General features: G+C 60.0%; 14 protein-coding genes. 6 read left to right on the top strand and 8 right to left on the bottom strand.

Translation table 11 applies throughout. The features are described from left to right. Positions 1 to 13 precede the first annotated feature (13 nt). Positions 14 to 1,015 carry a transglutaminase-like cysteine peptidase gene (locus tag CK218_RS03715; protein WP_095826906.1) on the bottom strand — a complete coding sequence of 334 codons (1,002 nt, stop codon included), beginning with the start codon at positions 1,013 to 1,015 and terminating at the stop codon, positions 14 to 16. 324 nt (positions 1,016 to 1,339) lie between these two features. Here CK218_RS03715 and CK218_RS03710 point away from each other — a divergent pair, with 324 nt between their 5' ends. The 5 genes from CK218_RS03710 (at position 1,340) to CK218_RS03695 (ending at position 8,546) form a co-directional block, all read left to right on the top strand. Next, positions 1,340 to 5,437: a type I secretion C-terminal target domain-containing protein gene (locus CK218_RS03710; RefSeq protein ID WP_095826905.1), complete on the top strand. Its 4,098-nt coding sequence runs from the start codon at positions 1,340 to 1,342 to the stop codon at positions 5,435 to 5,437. Between the two features lie 113 nt (positions 5,438 to 5,550). Next, positions 5,551 to 5,919 (top strand): hypothetical protein, encoded by a 369-nt coding sequence (locus tag CK218_RS03705; protein WP_066989339.1) that lies wholly within the window; start codon positions 5,551 to 5,553, stop codon positions 5,917 to 5,919. 26 nt (positions 5,920 to 5,945) lie between these two features. Then, on the top strand, positions 5,946 to 7,352 hold the full coding sequence (locus tag CK218_RS03700; RefSeq protein ID WP_348628710.1) for an ABC transporter substrate-binding protein: 1,407 nt from the start codon (positions 5,946 to 5,948) through the stop codon (positions 7,350 to 7,352). 22 nt (positions 7,353 to 7,374) lie between these two features. Further along, on the top strand, positions 7,375 to 7,554 hold the full coding sequence (locus CK218_RS29935) for a hypothetical protein (RefSeq protein ID WP_143749002.1): 180 nt from the start codon (positions 7,375 to 7,377) through the stop codon (positions 7,552 to 7,554). Further along, positions 7,539 to 8,546: a phosphatase PAP2 family protein gene (locus CK218_RS03695; RefSeq protein ID WP_179294424.1), complete on the top strand. Its 1,008-nt coding sequence runs from the start codon at positions 7,539 to 7,541 to the stop codon at positions 8,544 to 8,546. Before CK218_RS29935 ends, CK218_RS03695 begins: the two co-directional genes overlap by 16 nt. Before the next feature lie 6 nt (positions 8,547 to 8,552). On the opposite strand, the gene CK218_RS03690 is transcribed toward CK218_RS03695, so the two are convergent. Genes CK218_RS03690 through CK218_RS03660 form a run of 7 tightly spaced genes read right to left on the bottom strand, consistent with a single transcriptional unit; the run spans position 8,553 to position 15,185 of the window. Continuing rightward, entirely contained in the window at positions 8,553 to 9,653 is a 1,101-nt protein-coding gene (locus CK218_RS03690) for a phosphatase PAP2 family protein (RefSeq protein ID WP_095776417.1), read from the bottom strand. Then, positions 9,653 to 10,693, bottom strand: coding sequence for a phosphatase PAP2 family protein (locus tag CK218_RS03685; RefSeq protein ID WP_095826903.1), 1,041 nt, complete (start codon positions 10,691 to 10,693; stop codon positions 9,653 to 9,655). Before CK218_RS03685 ends, CK218_RS03690 begins: the two co-directional genes overlap by 1 nt. Before the next feature lie 24 nt (positions 10,694 to 10,717). Then, on the bottom strand, positions 10,718 to 11,218 hold the full coding sequence (locus CK218_RS03680; protein WP_245434878.1) for a prepilin peptidase: 501 nt from the start codon (positions 11,216 to 11,218) through the stop codon (positions 10,718 to 10,720). A gap of 41 nt (positions 11,219 to 11,259) precedes the next feature. After that, positions 11,260 to 11,811, bottom strand: a complete 552-nt coding sequence (locus tag CK218_RS03675; RefSeq protein ID WP_095826901.1) for a tetratricopeptide repeat protein — start codon at positions 11,809 to 11,811, stop codon at positions 11,260 to 11,262. A gap of 55 nt (positions 11,812 to 11,866) precedes the next feature. Continuing rightward, positions 11,867 to 12,823, bottom strand: coding sequence for a type II secretion system F family protein (locus tag CK218_RS03670; RefSeq protein WP_179294423.1), 957 nt, complete (start codon positions 12,821 to 12,823; stop codon positions 11,867 to 11,869). Between the two features lie 8 nt (positions 12,824 to 12,831). After that, a complete protein-coding gene (locus CK218_RS03665; protein ID WP_095826900.1) occupies positions 12,832 to 13,803 on the bottom strand; it encodes a type II secretion system F family protein in 972 nt (323 codons plus the stop codon). Beyond that, the gene (locus CK218_RS03660; protein WP_095826899.1) at positions 13,803 to 15,185 is read right to left on the bottom strand and encodes a CpaF family protein; all 1,383 of its coding nucleotides are present in this window, start codon (positions 15,183 to 15,185) and stop codon (positions 13,803 to 13,805) included. The genes CK218_RS03665 and CK218_RS03660 overlap by 1 nt, the downstream gene beginning before the upstream one ends. Positions 15,186 to 15,681: 496 nt before the next feature. Between CK218_RS03660 and CK218_RS03655 the strand changes: the two genes are divergently transcribed. Next, a complete protein-coding gene (locus CK218_RS03655) occupies positions 15,682 to 15,894 on the top strand; it encodes a Flp family type IVb pilin (RefSeq protein ID WP_095776422.1) in 213 nt (70 codons plus the stop codon). The last annotated feature ends 30 nt before the right edge of the window (positions 15,895 to 15,924 follow it).

Here is a 15,924-nt window from a genome sequence, read left to right as displayed (position 1 = left end):
AGAGGCAAGCCGCCTACTTCGCTCCGAAACCGGAGCCTGCCGACGTGACCGTCACATCGGGCGAAGCGCCTTCGCCGGGCGCCACTGTCGCGAAACCGCCGGCGATGTCGGCGATCTGTGCGCCGGCTTTCGTGCCGTGGATCCAGGCGCGGTCGGTGCTGAATGAATAGAGCGGGACATAATCGGGAAGATCGCGGTCCATCGCCACAACGTTGCTGAGGCTGTCCAGGATGAAGGTGCCGCTTCCGGTGCTCACCGACAGCACCGCGTGGAAGAATTTCCGGCGGCGATCCTGCAGCACGACGAGCGACATGCTCTGCGCCGGGATCCCGGCGCGCAACAGCGCCGCCATCTTCAGGATCGCGAAATCCTCGCAATCGCCGGCGCGATGCTCGAGGATCTCCGACGGCTTCGCCCAGTAGTCGAGCTTGCCGTAGACGACGCTGTCCTTGCGATAGGCGATCAGCCGGTTGATGCTGCTGTTGACGAAGTCCAGCTTGTCGCGAAAAGCCTTGTTGGCTGCAATGCCGACGATCTCCCCAAACGCAGCGTTCTCACGATCGCAGGCACTTCCGGCCGTGCAGTCGATAATCGCCTTGTAGACAGGCGCCCAGCGCGCGGCGACCGGGAAGTTGCGCATGGACAAGGCGACCGACCCGAACACGCCGGGAATGATCGCCCCAGTCTGAATCGGGTCAACCTGGATCGGGTCGATCCGGATCGGATCGACGCCGGGGGTAGCCTCTCCACTCGCAGAACTTGCCGCCGGGCGGACTTCGAGAGGCGCATAGGCACTGGCGGCACCGCCGACCCGGTAGGCGGCAACAGGCTGCCATGGCTGCAATCTGGCCAGCGAAACGCCGCCGAGATCGGCCGGCGCAGGCAGCGTTTGAGAGGCGGGACTTGCGACGGAGACTGCGCTGGCCGACGACGCATTCGGCAGACCGGCCAGGCCGATTGCCAGCAGCAGAACCTTGACCCTCGACGCCGACGAGGCAGCTTTTTGTATTTTCATGACGCCCACCTTTGACTGTGGACGCTAGCGATCTTGTCTCAAATTATCGGAAAGGAAGGTGGGTAAGTTTCCGCGAATCAATCTATTCTGCTTTGTCTCAAATTTTATTCAAATTTATACTTGAATTTGTCGAACTGCCGCCGCGCTCCCCAGCCGGTTCGGCGGCGCCCCTGAAGATATATAATTGGATATATCGTTGCGATTTACCAAGTGTAAAAAATGCAAATCCATACATATTCAAGTATATCAAACAAGTTGATGGTGTGTTGCAAAGTTCGAGCCCCGCATGTCTCTTGCCAGGAAATGCCGAAGGGGGCTTGAGCTATGACGACCAGTATCGAATTCGACGCCGTTTCAAATTTCTCGGACGAGCACGCGACTGTCGGCGAACAGCCGATTTCGGGTGTCATTTCGGGCGTCCAAGTCGCCCAGGCCTCCGGCGGCCAGACAGCACCAGCGGCAGGCGAACCTGTGCCGGTCGATGTGGGAAGCGGCGCGCCGGCAAAGGGCGACGGCAACGCCCAGAACGCACAAAGCACAGCCAAGCCGGCGGCGGACGGCAACGCTCCTGCCGCCAACGCCCCTGCCGGAAACGCGCCAGCACCGAACACGGCAGCCTCGAACGTTGCGCATGAATATCACGCCGAGGCCGGCAATGTCGTGAAGCTTCCGGCCAATGTCTCGATCGACGACATCAAGGTCGACGGGCACAATCTGGTGTTGGTGCAGCCGGACGGCGCCGAGATCGTCATCAAGGACGGCGCGCTCAACGTACCGACCTTCATCATCGGCGATGTCGAGGTGCCGCGCGTTGCCCTGATCGCCGCGCTCGAAGCCAGCCATGTCGATGTCGCCTTCGGCGCCGACGGCTCGATCTCGGCCGGCGGAAATGGCTCGCCAAGCAGCGCCGGCGGAGACTTCTCGGTGCCGCCTGGCGGGATCGGCGACGGCTTCGGTCTGTCGGCACTTTTGCCGCCAACGGCATTGGCGTTCGGACAGCCGGAGAACCGTGAACTGTTCCCGTCCCTGCTTAAGCCGGACTCCACGCCGTCGATCGGGACCATTGGCGAAGCGAGCGTCAACGAAGCCGGCCTGCCGCCACACGGCGGATTGCCGGCCGGTTCCGGCGAGATCGCCGACGGCGATTCCGGCAACAACTCCAACACCTCCGAGACCACTTCCGGCACCATTGGCTTCACCTCGCCGGACGGCGTGGCGCAAGTCACGCTCGGCGGCCATGTGCTGACCTCCGCGGCGCAGACCTTCACCGACGCCACAGGCTCGCTGACCGCAAGCTATTCTTTCGACGCGGCTACCGGCACCGGCACGATCAATTACAGCTACACGCTGAACACCAACACTTCGGGCGACGGCACGAGTGTGAGCTTCGCGGTCGGCGTGACCGACTCCGACGGCGATGCCGCGCCTCCCGGCACCCTCGTGATCAACATCATCGACGATGTGCCGACTGCTGTTGCGGATACGGATGCCGTGCCTTCGGGCTCACACGCGTCGATCGACGGCAACGTCATCACCGGCGCGGGGAGCGATGGCAACCCGGCAGGTCCCGACGTCAAGGGTGCTGACGATGTGACCGTGGTTGGAGTCGCGGTCGGCGACACCGGCGCATCACTGGACAACACGACGACCGTCGGCACGGTCATCCACGGCACCTATGGCGAGCTGACGCTCGGCGCCAATGGCGCCTACAGCTATGTCCGCAATGCCGGCTCACCCGGCGGCGTCAACGACGTCTTCACCTACACCATCAAGGACGGCGACGGCGACCTGTCGCACACCACGCTGACGATTGCGATCGGCGACTCCACACCGAGCGACAGCATCCCGGCGCCAGGCCTTGCCTCGACCACCGTCTATGAAGCGGGCCTGCCGCCGCATGGCGGACTGCCGGCCGGCTCCGGCGAGATCGCCGACGGCAATCCCAACAACAACTCCAACACCTCCGAGACCACGTCCGGCAGCATCGGCTTCACCTCGCCCGACGGCATCCAGACCGTCTCGCTCGGCGGCCACGTGCTGAGCGGCGTGCCGCAGACCTTCACCGACGCCACCGGCTCGCTGACGGCAAGCTATGTCTACGACGCGGCTACCGGCGCCGGCACCATCAGCTATTCCTACACGCTCGCCACCAACACCTCAGGCGAAAACACCAGCGTCAGCTTCGCGGTCGAGGTGACGGATGCCGACGGCGACAGCGCGCCGGCCGGCAACCTGGTCATCAACATCGTCGACGACGTGCCGTCGGCCTATGCCAACACCAACAGCGTCTCGGAAGGCGCGCAGGCGACGGGCAATGTGCTGACCGACGGGACGCCCGACGTGCTGGGCGCCGACAGCGCGGCACCTGGCGGCGCGGTGACGGGGGTGGCCACCGGCTCGAACGTCTCCAATCCGGTGAGCGGCAATATCGGCGGCCCCGGGATCGCGGGCCAGTACGGCACGCTGGTGCTCAACGCCAACGGCTCCTATACCTATACGGCCAATCCCAACTCGGTCACCACCAACGCGGTCGACCACTTCGTCTACACCATCACCGACGGCGACGGCGACACCTCCACGGTCACGCTCGACATCACCGTCAACAACGTGACGCTTGCTCCCGACAACCAGTCCAAGACAGTCTATGAGGCGTCGCTTGACCTGACCAAGGACGGCGCGGATCTCGCAGCGGGCACCGTTACGGGTTCCGCCCCGTCGAATACGACCGAGACGGTGACTGGCCAACTCGCCGTGACGGGCACCGGCATCACCTATACGCCAATCAGCCAGACGACTGCGCATGGCGTGTTCGTGCTGACCGCAAGCGGTGCCTGGACCTACACGCTGACGTCGCCCTTTGACAGCGGCGCTGTGCAGGGTGCCAACACACTGACGGGCGCTGAAAGCTTCACCTACACAGCGAAGGATGCGAATGGCAACACCGTGACGGGCACGGTCGGCATCAATGTTGTCGACGACGTGCCTGCGTTCACCCTCGTCAATGACGGTAACGGCGACGGCATCGTCAGCCTGTCGGCGCTCAATCCGGCGACGACTTCCACCTACACCGGCCAGTTTGCCGAGTGGCAGTACGGGGCGGATGGGTTTGGCAGCATTTCGGCGACAGGGCAGAACGTGCAAGTCGCCTCCAGCTCATCGTCCCAAATCGTGCTGAACCTGATGGAAGGGACCGACGTCGTTGCGGTCCTGACACTCAACGCCAACGGCACCGACTCGCTGGAAGTGGTGCACCGTGCGGGTGACGTCGTGTTCAATCCAATCGCAGCAACTTCAGCGACAGCCGGAGGACCGACAGGTTCCCTGCTGGTGGATTTGGGCACGGCCGCCGACTTCAACATTCTCGTGACCGGCGATGACGGCGTTGCGCCAGCCAACCAAAGCGGAAAGGATGAGGTGAATACCAGTTCACAGGGCTGGGCCGTCAAGGGAGGCTCGGGCCAATCGAACGACCCTGGCGAATCCATAAAGTTCGCGTTCGTCAATGACAGCAACAATACGACGGGCCACAGCATCGACGATTTTAAATTCACAACCCAAGGCTACACCGGGGGCATGTCGACGGCCAAAATCACCGTCCAGGTCTACCTTGATGCCAGCATGACGCATTACGATCAGGTGACGCTCAACACGACATCCGGCAGCGTTATCCAGATCAGCAATCTTGACTGGTCAGCTGCTGCGGGTAACGGCAACTATGTAGCCGGCGATGCAATCTATGGGGTGAAAATCATCAGCGACACCTCCAACAGCGGCGGATTCCGGTTGAACGGTGTCGAGGTCGGCACGCACTCTGAAATGCCGCCAGCAGATCTCGACTTCAACGGCATCAATGTCACGATCACGGATCACGACGGCGATACAGCGTCGCAGACCTTCAATGTCCACATCGATGGCACGACGGGCAGCCAGTTGACACTCGAGTCCATCGCCGGGACTTCCGGAGATGATAATCTGGTTGGCACCGGCGGCAATGACACGCTGGTAGGCGGCGCCGGCAACGACTTCCTGGACGGTGGCGCCGGCAACGACGTCCTCATCGGCGGGTTGGGCTTCAACCACCTGACTGGCGGCGCGGGCAACGATACATTTGTGATCGATCCGTCCAAGCTTACGGTGCATGTGGCCGACGTCATCGCAGACTATACGCCTGGCCAGGATGTCATCGACCTGTCCGATCTGCTTCAATCCCTCGGCGGCAACGCGCCGACGACGGATGCGCAGACGGGCGCCGCGGTCAATGTCGCCTTCTCGAACGGCGCGGCTCATGTGATGGTCGACGACAATGGTACTGCTGCCGGGGGCAATATAGTCGAGGTTGCATCGCTGACGAACGTGGGCGTCAATTCCGCGATCACCATCCTCTACGATCACACCCACACGCATACGGAGAATGTGACTTGACGGTGCGGTCGTTTGGATGACCCAAACTTGGTGGCTCGAAGGCGTGGCGTAAAGCCACGCTTCCATGCTATGCATTAGCGAACCATGAATTCGCAATTTGGAGAGGGGCTTACATGAAACATTCCGTAAGACTGCTGGCCTCGGCCGTGGCGGTGCTGCTCGCCGGATCGACCGGCTTTGCCGCAGATATCATCGGCGAGCCGGCGGTGAATTATTGCCGCACCGTCGGCACCTCGGACCTGGTGCTGACCGACAACATGGTCGAGCTCAAGGACCATGTGGTGAAGCTGATGGACGAATCGGTCGCCGTCGCCAACAGCCCGGAATGGATCAACTCGTCGCGCCCCGCCTTCGTCTGGGCATCGGAAGCCAAGGTCGCCTGCGGCAAGGCCTATGGCTATCTCAAGACGAACTACAAGGACGAGGACTACCTCAACAAGTGCGAGTGCTTCCACGACCGCATGGTCGAGTACATGCACTGAGCTGACGGGCGCGCCGACCAGCTGCGATGATGGCCAAGACAGCCTGCGCCGAGGCCGACGCTTGCGTGCGCCCGGCGTGGGTCGCCACGCATGCCGGCGTGGCGCGGCGTTTCCGACGCGGGTTTTCGCGAGCGTTGGAGCGGTTCATCGTTTCCGGGAAACGCCGAACTGGTCCGGCTATGCGTTTCTGCGCAATCGCGGACGGGAAACCGCTGCGCACTTTTCCTGGAATGGCCCCGGCGCTCGCCCTTGCCGTGGTCGCGGCGATCTCCGGCTGCCAGTCGAAGAACGGCGCATCGGAGGTGCTGGATCCCGCGGCGATCGCCGCTCCGGCAAGCCAGGCCGGTGCCAACACCGCCGCGCCCGCGCAGCTGACCGCCAGTTCCGCAGCGACCGCCCCCAAGGGCAATCTGACGCTCGGCACGGGCTCGACCAAGATCGCCATGCTTTTGCCGCTCTCCGCCCCCGGCAGCGCGGGCGAGAACGGCAGGAAGATGTATGATGCCGCGCGGCTGGCAATGGCCGATCTCGGCGACAAGCTGGTGACGCTGACCATCGAGGACACGCGCGGCGACAGCGGCTATGCCAAGGACCTGGCGGTGAAGGCGATCACTTCGGGCGGCGTGAAAATCGTCATCGGGCCGGCCGAGCTTGCAGCGGCACAGCACCTTGCCAAGCTCTCCGGCACGCAGCGGCCGCCGGTGCTGGCGCTGGCCGACAATTTCGCCGGCGGCCCCGGCGTCTATGCGGTGCGGCTGAGCGAAGCCGACAGCGCGGCGGCGGGCGCGGCAGCGGTCGCCAGCAAGGGCGCCAAGAAATTCGTGCTCCTGGTGCCGGCGGGCGCGAACGCCGGCGCTGTCGAGGCGCGGGTCGCCAACGCGCTCAGCATCTATGGCGCGACGCTTGCCGTGACGCTTCCGTATTCGGCGTCGGACGCCGCCAAGGTGGTGTCGGACATGGGCTCGCTGGTCGAGGCGCCCGACGCCGTCGTCGTCGCCAGCGGCGACGGCAGCCCTGTCGCCGTGCTGGCGGCGCTTAAGGCGAAGGGTATACCGGGCAAGGCCGTGAACCTGATCGGCACCGAGCGCTGGCTCGAGCGCCCGATCGATCCGCTCTATGACGGCGCCTATATCGCGACGCTCGACCAGAGCGAGACCGGACCGATCGCCGACCGTTTCAAGGCGACCTACAACTATCAGCCCGACGTCAACGTCGCCTACGCCTATGACATGGTGGCGCTGTCGGCAGGCATAGCAAGCTCTGTCGGCCCGAACGGTTTCTCCAATCAGGTGCTGGAGAACGCCAGCGGCTTCCGCGGCTCGACCGGCCTGTTCCGCTTCCGCGCCGACGGCTCGAGCCAAAGATCGATGCCGTTTTTCAAGGTGGAAAAGGGTAGACTGAAGCTGGTCGAGAAGCAGACCGTGGGGTTTTGAAATTTCACTCGGGTGGTGGCCGTTGGATTTTCTCAGAAAGCTTCTGATTTTGGCTGTTGTCGGCGCGGTTGGGGCTGGCGCCGTCGCGCTTGCCGAACGGCTGATGTTTGAAGACCCGAGACCAGCTGTCTCCGGCGAGCCGCCGCCTCTGCCCGTTATCAAGAAAAAGCCGGTGCGGCGATGGAAATGGCGTCTGACATAGCGGCCGAACGATCGCGGTTCTCAGTCTCCGCGAAGCTCGCAGTCTTTGGCCTGTGCTATGCCGGCCTTGCGGCCTATCTGTTCCCAGTCACCTATTTTTCTGCGCTTGGCGCGGTCAGGCTGAAGCTGCTTTATCTGTTGCTGCCCTTCCTGATCCTGATCGGGCTGATCGTTGCAGCAGTCATCAGCCAACCGCGAGCTCCAGCAAGCTGGCTACGGTACAAACTGGCGTCGCGCGGCCCGGGCGCAACAATCACACTTGGAATTTTCATACTTTGCCTGGCAGCATTCACTGCGTATAAGCATGAATTCTCGCAGCTGGTGCCGTTCTTCGCCGATCAATTCCTGGCAAGGATCGACACCGTTTTGCATTTCGGCGGTCCATGGAGATGGGCGCGCGCCGTGCCGGTTCCAAACGTTGCGGATCGGGCACTCTACATGCTGTATTCGCAGCTTTGGTTCGTTGTGCTCGCCGCTGTCGTAGTCGTGGCGGCCTGGCTCGACGACGCCCCAAAGCGGCAGCGCTATTTCCTGTCGCTGATCACATGCGCAGTCATTCTGGGCATGGCCGTGAGGTTGGCGGCATCGTCCGCAGGGCCGATCTTTTACGACCGGCTGTTCGATCCGGATGTGTTCGAGGACCTTATCCGATCGCTTAAGGCAAGCGATTCCGGACCGGACACCCTTCGCATCACCGATTATCTATATTCGTCGTACACGGCCCACAAGGCCTCGATCGGGACAGGTATTTCGGCGATGCCCAGCTTCCACGTCGCTATTGCCGTGCTGAACGCCCTTTTCCTTTCGAGCTTGAATCGGCGGGTGGGTGCCGTAGCGTGGATCTATGCAGGCATAATCCTCTTCGGCTCAGTGTATTTCGGCTGGCACTATGCCATTGACGGCTACTTCTCGATCATCGCGACCGCGGTGATATGGCGCCAGAGTGGGCGGCGCATCGGTGGCGGCGCAGGTCCGTCGAGATGGGCGCCTTGAAAAAGGTCAGCCGAAATCGAAATCGGATCTCGCATATTCTGCGGTAGCCATGACTGGATCTTTTGAAAGCCGCCGCGCTAGGATCCAGATGACCGGCGTGGCCAGCATGGAGGCGTACCCGTCAATGGCGTAGTGCCATGCCAAGTGCACGGCGCCCAATTGAATGGCAATCAGGAAGATCACGCCGGCCCAACGCAGTATCCCGCCAAAACGCCATAGATAGATCACGTTGAGCATGGCAACCGCCACGTGGAGCGAAGGGAATGCGGATATGCCGCTGCCCAGGCGTGGACCATCGAGGGCGGCGTTGGCAAGGAGATTCCCCTGCGCGTGAAGAGCCCACACGGGATAGACCGCGTTTGTCGCCTGAAGATAATTCATCAGTGGGAAGAACGTATCGTCGCCATAGAAGGGCATGATGAAGGCAGGTCCGACCGAAGCAAAAATGGTCGCTACTGCGTTCCCCAGAAGCACCCAGGTCAGGACAAAAGCCACCAGATATTGCGACCGAAGACGCTTGTTGCCTGTCGAGAAGGTTACGCAAAACAGCACGACGAGCATCACAACGAACCAGAGATTGTAGAGAAAGTTCAGGGCAAAGGTCAGCGGCCCTGCTCCGAGGAGAGGATGCAATATCCTCCAGGCATCCCGGCCGCCATGGATCATCCTGTCGATGGCGACAATCGTGGGGTCGGCATAGAAGGGCACTATCCTGCTGAGGCCGCCCTTCATGCTGGTAAAAAGAGAAAAGAAAACAGGTAAGGTCAAGGCGGCCGGCAAACCTATGACGAGCCTGTTGGGCAAGTCGTTTTCCAACAAGCGACGGATCAGACCAGGAAACAGCCGCTCTGGCCGTTCAAGCATTACCCGCGTCGCGACGGTGGCAAAGAGGATAAACGCAACTCCGCCCCCGAACAGCAGGAATGGTTGGCTATAGATCTGAGGATCGAGTGGAATTTGCCAATAGTTCGCAGCAAAGGCGACCGCCACCGCGTAAGCCGCCAGTGTCACGAAGAATGGCCGGTTGGCGTGCCAGGAGTCCGAACAGACATGTTGAAGACCGACCATCGGCGTCTTCGGAGCTCTTGAGATGAACTTGGCGATCATCAAGCCTCTGGGCGCGGACAGTTTTTCGACAGCCAACCGGCGGCGGCCCAGATGGCGGATGTTGCAAGGATTGAAACATATCCATCGACAGCATAATGCCAGCCGAGATGCACCGATCCCAATTGGATAGCGATTAGAAACGCGATGCTGCCCCACCTCAGCACTCGGCCAAAACGCCAGAGATAGATCGCGTTCAAGGTCGCGGTAGCGACATGAACCGACGGAAAGGCCGAAATGCCGCTGCCCAGACGTGGACCATCAAGTCCGGCATTCGTCAGCAGATAGCTCTGCGTATCCAGCGCCAAAACGGGATAGGTGATATCGGTCGCCTTAAGGTAGTCCATCAGCGGAGAAAACGTACCGTCGCCGTAGAAGGGCATGACGAATGCCGGTCCGACTGAAGCGAAGGCCGCCGCCAAAATGTTGCCAAGCAAGACCCAGGTGAGGACGAATGTGACTAGAAATTGTGAACGCAGTCGCTCGTTCCAGGTCGAAAAAACGACGCAGAACAAAACGATGAAAACCTCAGCAAACCAGAGATTGTAAAGAAGGTTCAACGAGAAAGTGACGGGGCCAAAGCCAAGCAAAGGATGAAAAAATCTCCAGGCATCGATCCCACCATGAATTACCCTGTCGATCGCGGTCAGAGGCGCGTCGGCATAGAATGGTTGAATCTTGCTGATACCTTCCTTAATGCTGGTGAACATCGAGAAAAAGATCGGCAGGGCGAGCGCAACCGGCAATCCGACTGTAATTCGGTCCGCCAGCCTATTGGAGAGCATAACATTCTTTATGGCGCGCAACGGTTGCACTGGCCGCTCAATGATCAACCGACCGCAAACCACGACAACAAGGATCAGGGTCACTACAGACCCAAAAAACAAGAAATTTTTATTGTAAAGTTTTACGTCAACAACAATTTTCCAATGCGCCGCTGCTGTCAGTGCGATCAGAATATAGGCAAGCACCGTCACGAAGAATGGTTGATTGGCGCGCCACGCCGCCGAACTGCTGCGAACCGCCAGCCTCGCTATTGACATGAAAGGACCCCCCGGACCTAAACGCTAGTTAAGCTGTTGCAGAACCCCCGAGCTGCTGGCCAGCATCACACCGCCATAGATCTGGAACAGGATCGCGCAGATCGCGGCGGCCGAGATCGGCACGCCGAATGGCACGACACCTTTCCTATCCATATGCTGCACGTAGAGGCGGAAGGCACCCGCCGGCAGGAGAAAGGGATTCTTCACCAATGCCGCGGTCGCCAGCGCGAAGATCAGCAGGAAAATCGTGAACACGACAAGGCCGTTTCCGCCAATCAGAAGCGGCACGGCCGCCATCAGCTTCACGTCACCTGCGCCCAGCTTGCGTAGAACCCAAAATGGAAACAGCGCCACGAACAACAGGATACAGCCGATCGCGCTCAGGCCCATGTCCCACCATGATCCGGTCTGAACGGACACGAGCTGGAGCGAACCGAGACCGAGGCATATCAGCAGCAGCACGTCACGGTTGGCGATCTTCTGCGTCGTGAAATCGGTCCAGGCGATCTTGCCGAGGAGCGGCATGGCGAGCGCCCTAAGCAACAGCGACGCGGCAAGCAAAAGGCTCATGACCGCTCTATGTTTTTCACACTGGACGACAGAAGCTTCAGATTGTTGGCCACGGTCGGATCGTTGGGCGCGAGCTCATAGGCCTTCAGGAAATTCGTCCGCGCTTCCTGCAGTTTGCCGCGCAGCAGATAGGAATAGCCGACGTTGTTGTAATACTCCGGCGTCGCGCCGAGCAGGCGATAGGCCCGGCTATAGGCCATGTCGGAAAGATCAAAGCGCCGAATGCGGTCGCAGGAGGCAGCGAGACCCAGCCAGGCGACCCCGTCATTGGGAGCCAATCGCGTCGCCTTGTAGAACAGGGCGCCGGCGTTGCCGTAGTTCTCGGAACGGAATTGTGTCTTGGCCTCGGTGACCGCCTGGTCCGAAGCATAGTAGTCGACGTCGCTGATCGTCTTCAGTCCGTCGAAGGTGTCGCCAAAGGCCGTGTAGTCGCCCTTTGCCGGCTCGTTGGTGCGCACGACGCCGCCGGTGGCGTCGGTCGACTGGCAGCCGGCGAGCATGACCAGCAGCACGCTGGCTGCGGCGGCGAGGCGCGTCGGCCTTGTCATCTTTTGCCCCAAGGAGCCCTCCGACTCAGTTTCAGAACCTAAAGCATATGACGGTTTAGAAGAAAATGCCCTTCATACGAATGATGACCGGTAGCATTATCACCATCATCACCACAGGGAAAATGCAAAGTCCCAGTGGAATCATCATTTTGACGGGCAAAGAATTGGCGCGCTCTTCCGCCTGGAGGATGCGCTGGTCGCGCATCTCGGCGCTATAGACCCGCAAAGCGTCCGTCAGGCTGGTGCCGAGTTCTTCGGACTGCCGGAAGAGCACCGCCAAGGCCTTCGCCTCCTCCAAGCCGATACGATCGGCAAGCTCACGAAGCGCCTCGCGCAGCGGCTTGCCCGCACGCAGCTGCAGGTTCATGATCGAGAGCTGGATGCCAAGCCATTTATGGGTGCCGGCGAGTTCGTGGCTGACCCGCTCGACCGCTGCCTCCAAGCTCATGCCCGCATCGGCGCAGGTGATCATCATGTCCATGAAATCTGGAAAGGCGCGACGATAGATCTGCTTCTGCGTGTTCTCGAAACGATCCAGCATGATGCTCGGTATGACGACGCAAGCGAGGCCGAGCAGCGCGGAGCCGGCCAAAGGAACGAAACCGGGCAGTCGCGGGGGCAGCACCCAGGACAAGAGCGCATACATGATCAGAAAGCCCACGCAAACACAGGCGAGGCGACTGAGGGTGTAAATTAAAGGTGCAGTCTTCTGATAGAAACCAGCACGGAAAAGCTTCGCCTCAAGCGCGTCCGGCTGCATGTGTTCCTTTTCAACCGCCTTGAAGTAGGCATCAATCGGCTTCTGCGCTGCGAGCCTGGCGCGCTGATCCTGGCCGAGAATGGACCGCGGGTCGACTGAGCCTTCGCCCAAAAGGCTATCCGAAACGAGCTTCCGGGTCTGCATTGCGGGCATGAGGACCAGTGCGGCGAACAGGAACAAAGCCACCGCCGCCGCGAAGACGGCGAGTGAGACCAGAAAGGTCAGGTCGTTCATGTTCGACAGCAGGCCCATGGTCACTCCTAGAAGTCGAAATTGACCATGCGATACATGATGTAGTCGCCGAGCAAGGCCCACCCGCCGAAGACGGTAAACACCGGATAGATAACCGGACTATGCCAAATCTTTCCATAGTACGACGGCGCAATGACCTGCAGCACCAGGAACATTGCAAGGGGAAACAGAGAGATAACCCATGCCGAGACTCGCCCTTCAGCCGAGAGCGCTCTGATTTTCATCCGCAATTTTTGCCGTTCGCGAAGAACGGACGAAAGATTGGCGAGTATCTCGGTGAGGTTTCCGCCTGTTTTCGATTGGATCGACAAGGAAACTGTCAGCAAATGCAGTCCCTCGAAACCCACGCGTTCCGACAGCTTCCTTACAGCCTGCTCCATGCTGAGCCCGAAGGTGATTTCGTCGGCGACGATGCCAAATTCTGTTCCGAGCGGGTCCGGCATCTCACGAGCAACGAGACCTATGGCAACAGAAGCAGGGTGCCCAGCGCGCAGCGAACGAACAATCATGTCCAAGGCATCGGGGAGCTGCTTGGCGAACTTCTGGATTCGCTTGCCGCGGGCGCGCCGAAGGAAAAGGAGGGGCAGCGCAAGACCCACGAGCAAAAACGCGATCACCGCCCCGACAACCGAAAAGCCAAAAAACAGTGTCAGCACCAGCGCAATCACGAACCCGGCAAGCAGGAAGACCGCGGCAAAAATCAGCGGATTCCCGGTGATTCCGGACTGTGTATACAGCCGATTGAGCCACACGAAGCCGAATACAAAATCTCCGGTTTCGGTCAGGCCGCGCTCACGCAATAAACTTTTTAACGTCTTTTCCGCCGGCGCTTCATCAGCCAGGCGGCGAAGCCTGTGATTGACCGCGGCGAAACGTGAGCGTCGACCGGCCAGCGAAAGATAAAAGGCTTCACCGGCAAGAATGACGGAAGCCGCCGCAACGGCATAAATAAAATAGAGAAGCGCCTGTCCAGTGAGCATTACAAGGGAACCTGCGGATTGAACACATCCTTGCCGAAGTGGAGACCAAGCGTAGCAGCCTCGGCGGCGAACCGCGGACGAACCCCGGTCGCCCGGAAATCCCCTATGATCGATCCGTCGGCGGCCAGATCCCGCCTGACAAAATGATAGATTTCCTGCAACTGGACAACATTGCCTTCCATACCGGTCAGTTCCGAGATGGAGACCACACGCCGGCCGCCATCGGAAAGTCGTTGCGTCTGCACGATTATATCGATGGCGGAGGCGATCTGAGCGCGAATAGACTCATGAGTCATCGGCATACCGGCCATGCCGACCATCTGCTCCAGGCGCGATATGGCATCGCGCGGCGTGTTGGCATGGATTGTCGTCATCGAGCCTTCGTGGCCGGTGTTCATGGCTTGCAGCATGTCGAATGCTTCCTCGCCGCGCACTTCGCCGACGATGATGCGATCCGGCCGCATGCGCAGCGCGTTCTTGACCAATTCACGCTGGCGAACCTCGCCCTTACCCTCCACATTAGGCGGGCGCGTTTCCAGCCGGCCTACATGCGGCTGCTGCAATTGCAGCTCCGCAGCATCCTCGATGGTGACCAGGCGCTCTTTGGCCGGGATATAGCTCGACAACGCGTTGAGCAGCGTCGTCTTGCCGCTGCCGGTGCCGCCCGAGACCAGGATTGATTTGCGCGCCTGAACGGCAATTCGCAGCATGTCGATCATCGGCTGGCGGATCGAGTTGAATGCCATCAATCGTTCGAGCGAATACGGATTTTTTGAGAATTTTCGGATCGACACCAGCGGGCCGTCAACAGAGATCGGCCGCACCGCGATATTCACGCGCGAGCCGTCGTCGAGACGTGCATCGACCATTGGCGACGATTCATCGACGCGCCGGCCAATGTTAGAGACGATCTTGTTGATGACGCGAAGAAGATGCGGCTCGTCGCGAAAACGGATCGAGGTCTCCTCGATCACGCCGCGACGCTCGATGAAGACGCGCTCATGCGTATTTATCATTATATCGGTGATGGAGTCGTCCTTGAGCAGCGGCTCGATCGGACCCAGGCCCAACATCTCGTCCGCCGTATCGCTGGTCAGTTGATCAAGCTCCCGCGCATTCAACGGTACATTTCGCCCGCGCACGAATTCACGAACGATCGGCCGGATCTCATTGAGAATCTCGTCCTTAGTGGCATTCTCAAGAGCGGTCAGGTTGAAGCGGTCGATAAGATGGCGATGCAGTTCGACTTTGAGCGTCAGGAAGTCGTCACTTTCTGGTTCTGCTTCCGCGGCTGGGACAACGGCCGGTCCATTTGCTGTTGCGACAACTGTGGTCGGCGGCACGCGCTGCTCTCCCGGCCCTTTGATGAAGCGACCCAACATGCCGCCGATCCCCTTCTGATTTCCCCAACATCGAAACTAAGCGTTAACCACGAGGGGCACAAGCGGCGTAGAGGACACACTAGACGTATTACTTGCGACATAGTTAAGAAAACCGTATTTGGGAAATTGTTCTATTTCTCCTCGCTCCCGGTGTGCAGACCAAAGTCTTAGGACCTTGGTCGCCTCAGGCCTGCCTGTTCGGGTAAGTTGCCAGATATAATGTTTTATGCGTCATCCCTAATGTGGCGGAACCTTCGGCTGAACGAGGCAGAATTATGAACGAATGGTTAAGATCGCTTGAAAAATCAAGCGAATCAAGCTCTTGTAAAAAATCAGAAACCCTCAAATCGAGTATTGAAAGGTTAACGGACTGTTAATCCGTTTGACTCGGCTTTTTTGCGGGACAAGGATTGCACGTGACGGGGGATGCTTGGGTATGGGGTTCATTCCTTGGCTCTGTCTCGTCGGGTTCAAACCTCCAAAGGGAGAAATTGGCATGAAAAAGCTCATGACGATGACCCGGCAGTTCCGCGACGATGAAAACGGCGCTGCTATGGTCGAATATTCGATCCTGATCGGCATCATCGCGGTCGCCGCGATCGGCTTCGTCATCGGTATCGGGGGCTGGGTGACGGGCCGCTTCTCGGGTCTGTGCAGCGCCATGGACAACTCGGGCATCGGTTCCTGCGCCAGCGGTGCGGGTTCTTGATCATTTGAAGAATCAGGCCCGGATTGTGTA

Source organism: Mesorhizobium sp. WSM3879, assembly GCF_002294915.1.
In the GTDB taxonomy this organism is placed as follows: domain Bacteria; phylum Pseudomonadota; class Alphaproteobacteria; order Rhizobiales; family Rhizobiaceae; genus Mesorhizobium.
The sequence above is the reverse complement of the archived record's forward strand: the minus strand, read 5'-3'. Positions and strand labels throughout refer to the sequence as shown.

Coding starts and splice junctions, on each gene's coding strand:
- CK218_RS03715 (WP_095826906.1), bottom strand. CDS start 1,015: ATGAAAATACAAAAAGCTGCCTCGTCGGCGTCGAGGGTCAAGGTTCTG.
- CK218_RS03685 (WP_095826903.1), bottom strand. CDS start 10,693: ATGTCAATAGCGAGGCTGGCGGTTCGCAGCAGTTCGGCGGCGTGGCGC.
- CK218_RS03705 (WP_066989339.1), top strand. CDS start 5,551: ATGAAACATTCCGTAAGACTGCTGGCCTCGGCCGTGGCGGTGCTGCTC.
- CK218_RS03710 (WP_095826905.1), top strand. CDS start 1,340: ATGACGACCAGTATCGAATTCGACGCCGTTTCAAATTTCTCGGACGAG.
- CK218_RS03695 (WP_179294424.1), top strand. CDS start 7,539: ATGGCGTCTGACATAGCGGCCGAACGATCGCGGTTCTCAGTCTCCGCG.
- CK218_RS03680 (WP_245434878.1), bottom strand. CDS start 11,218: ATGCCGCTCCTCGGCAAGATCGCCTGGACCGATTTCACGACGCAGAAG.
- CK218_RS03700 (WP_348628710.1), top strand. CDS start 5,946: ATGATGGCCAAGACAGCCTGCGCCGAGGCCGACGCTTGCGTGCGCCCG.
- CK218_RS03655 (WP_095776422.1), top strand. CDS start 15,682: ATGAAAAAGCTCATGACGATGACCCGGCAGTTCCGCGACGATGAAAAC.
- CK218_RS03660 (WP_095826899.1), bottom strand. CDS start 15,185: ATGTTGGGTCGCTTCATCAAAGGGCCGGGAGAGCAGCGCGTGCCGCCG.
- CK218_RS03690 (WP_095776417.1), bottom strand. CDS start 9,653: ATGATCGCCAAGTTCATCTCAAGAGCTCCGAAGACGCCGATGGTCGGT.
- CK218_RS03675 (WP_095826901.1), bottom strand. CDS start 11,811: ATGACAAGGCCGACGCGCCTCGCCGCCGCAGCCAGCGTGCTGCTGGTC.
- CK218_RS03665 (WP_095826900.1), bottom strand. CDS start 13,803: ATGCTCACTGGACAGGCGCTTCTCTATTTTATTTATGCCGTTGCGGCG.
- CK218_RS03670 (WP_179294423.1), bottom strand. CDS start 12,823: ATGGGCCTGCTGTCGAACATGAACGACCTGACCTTTCTGGTCTCACTC.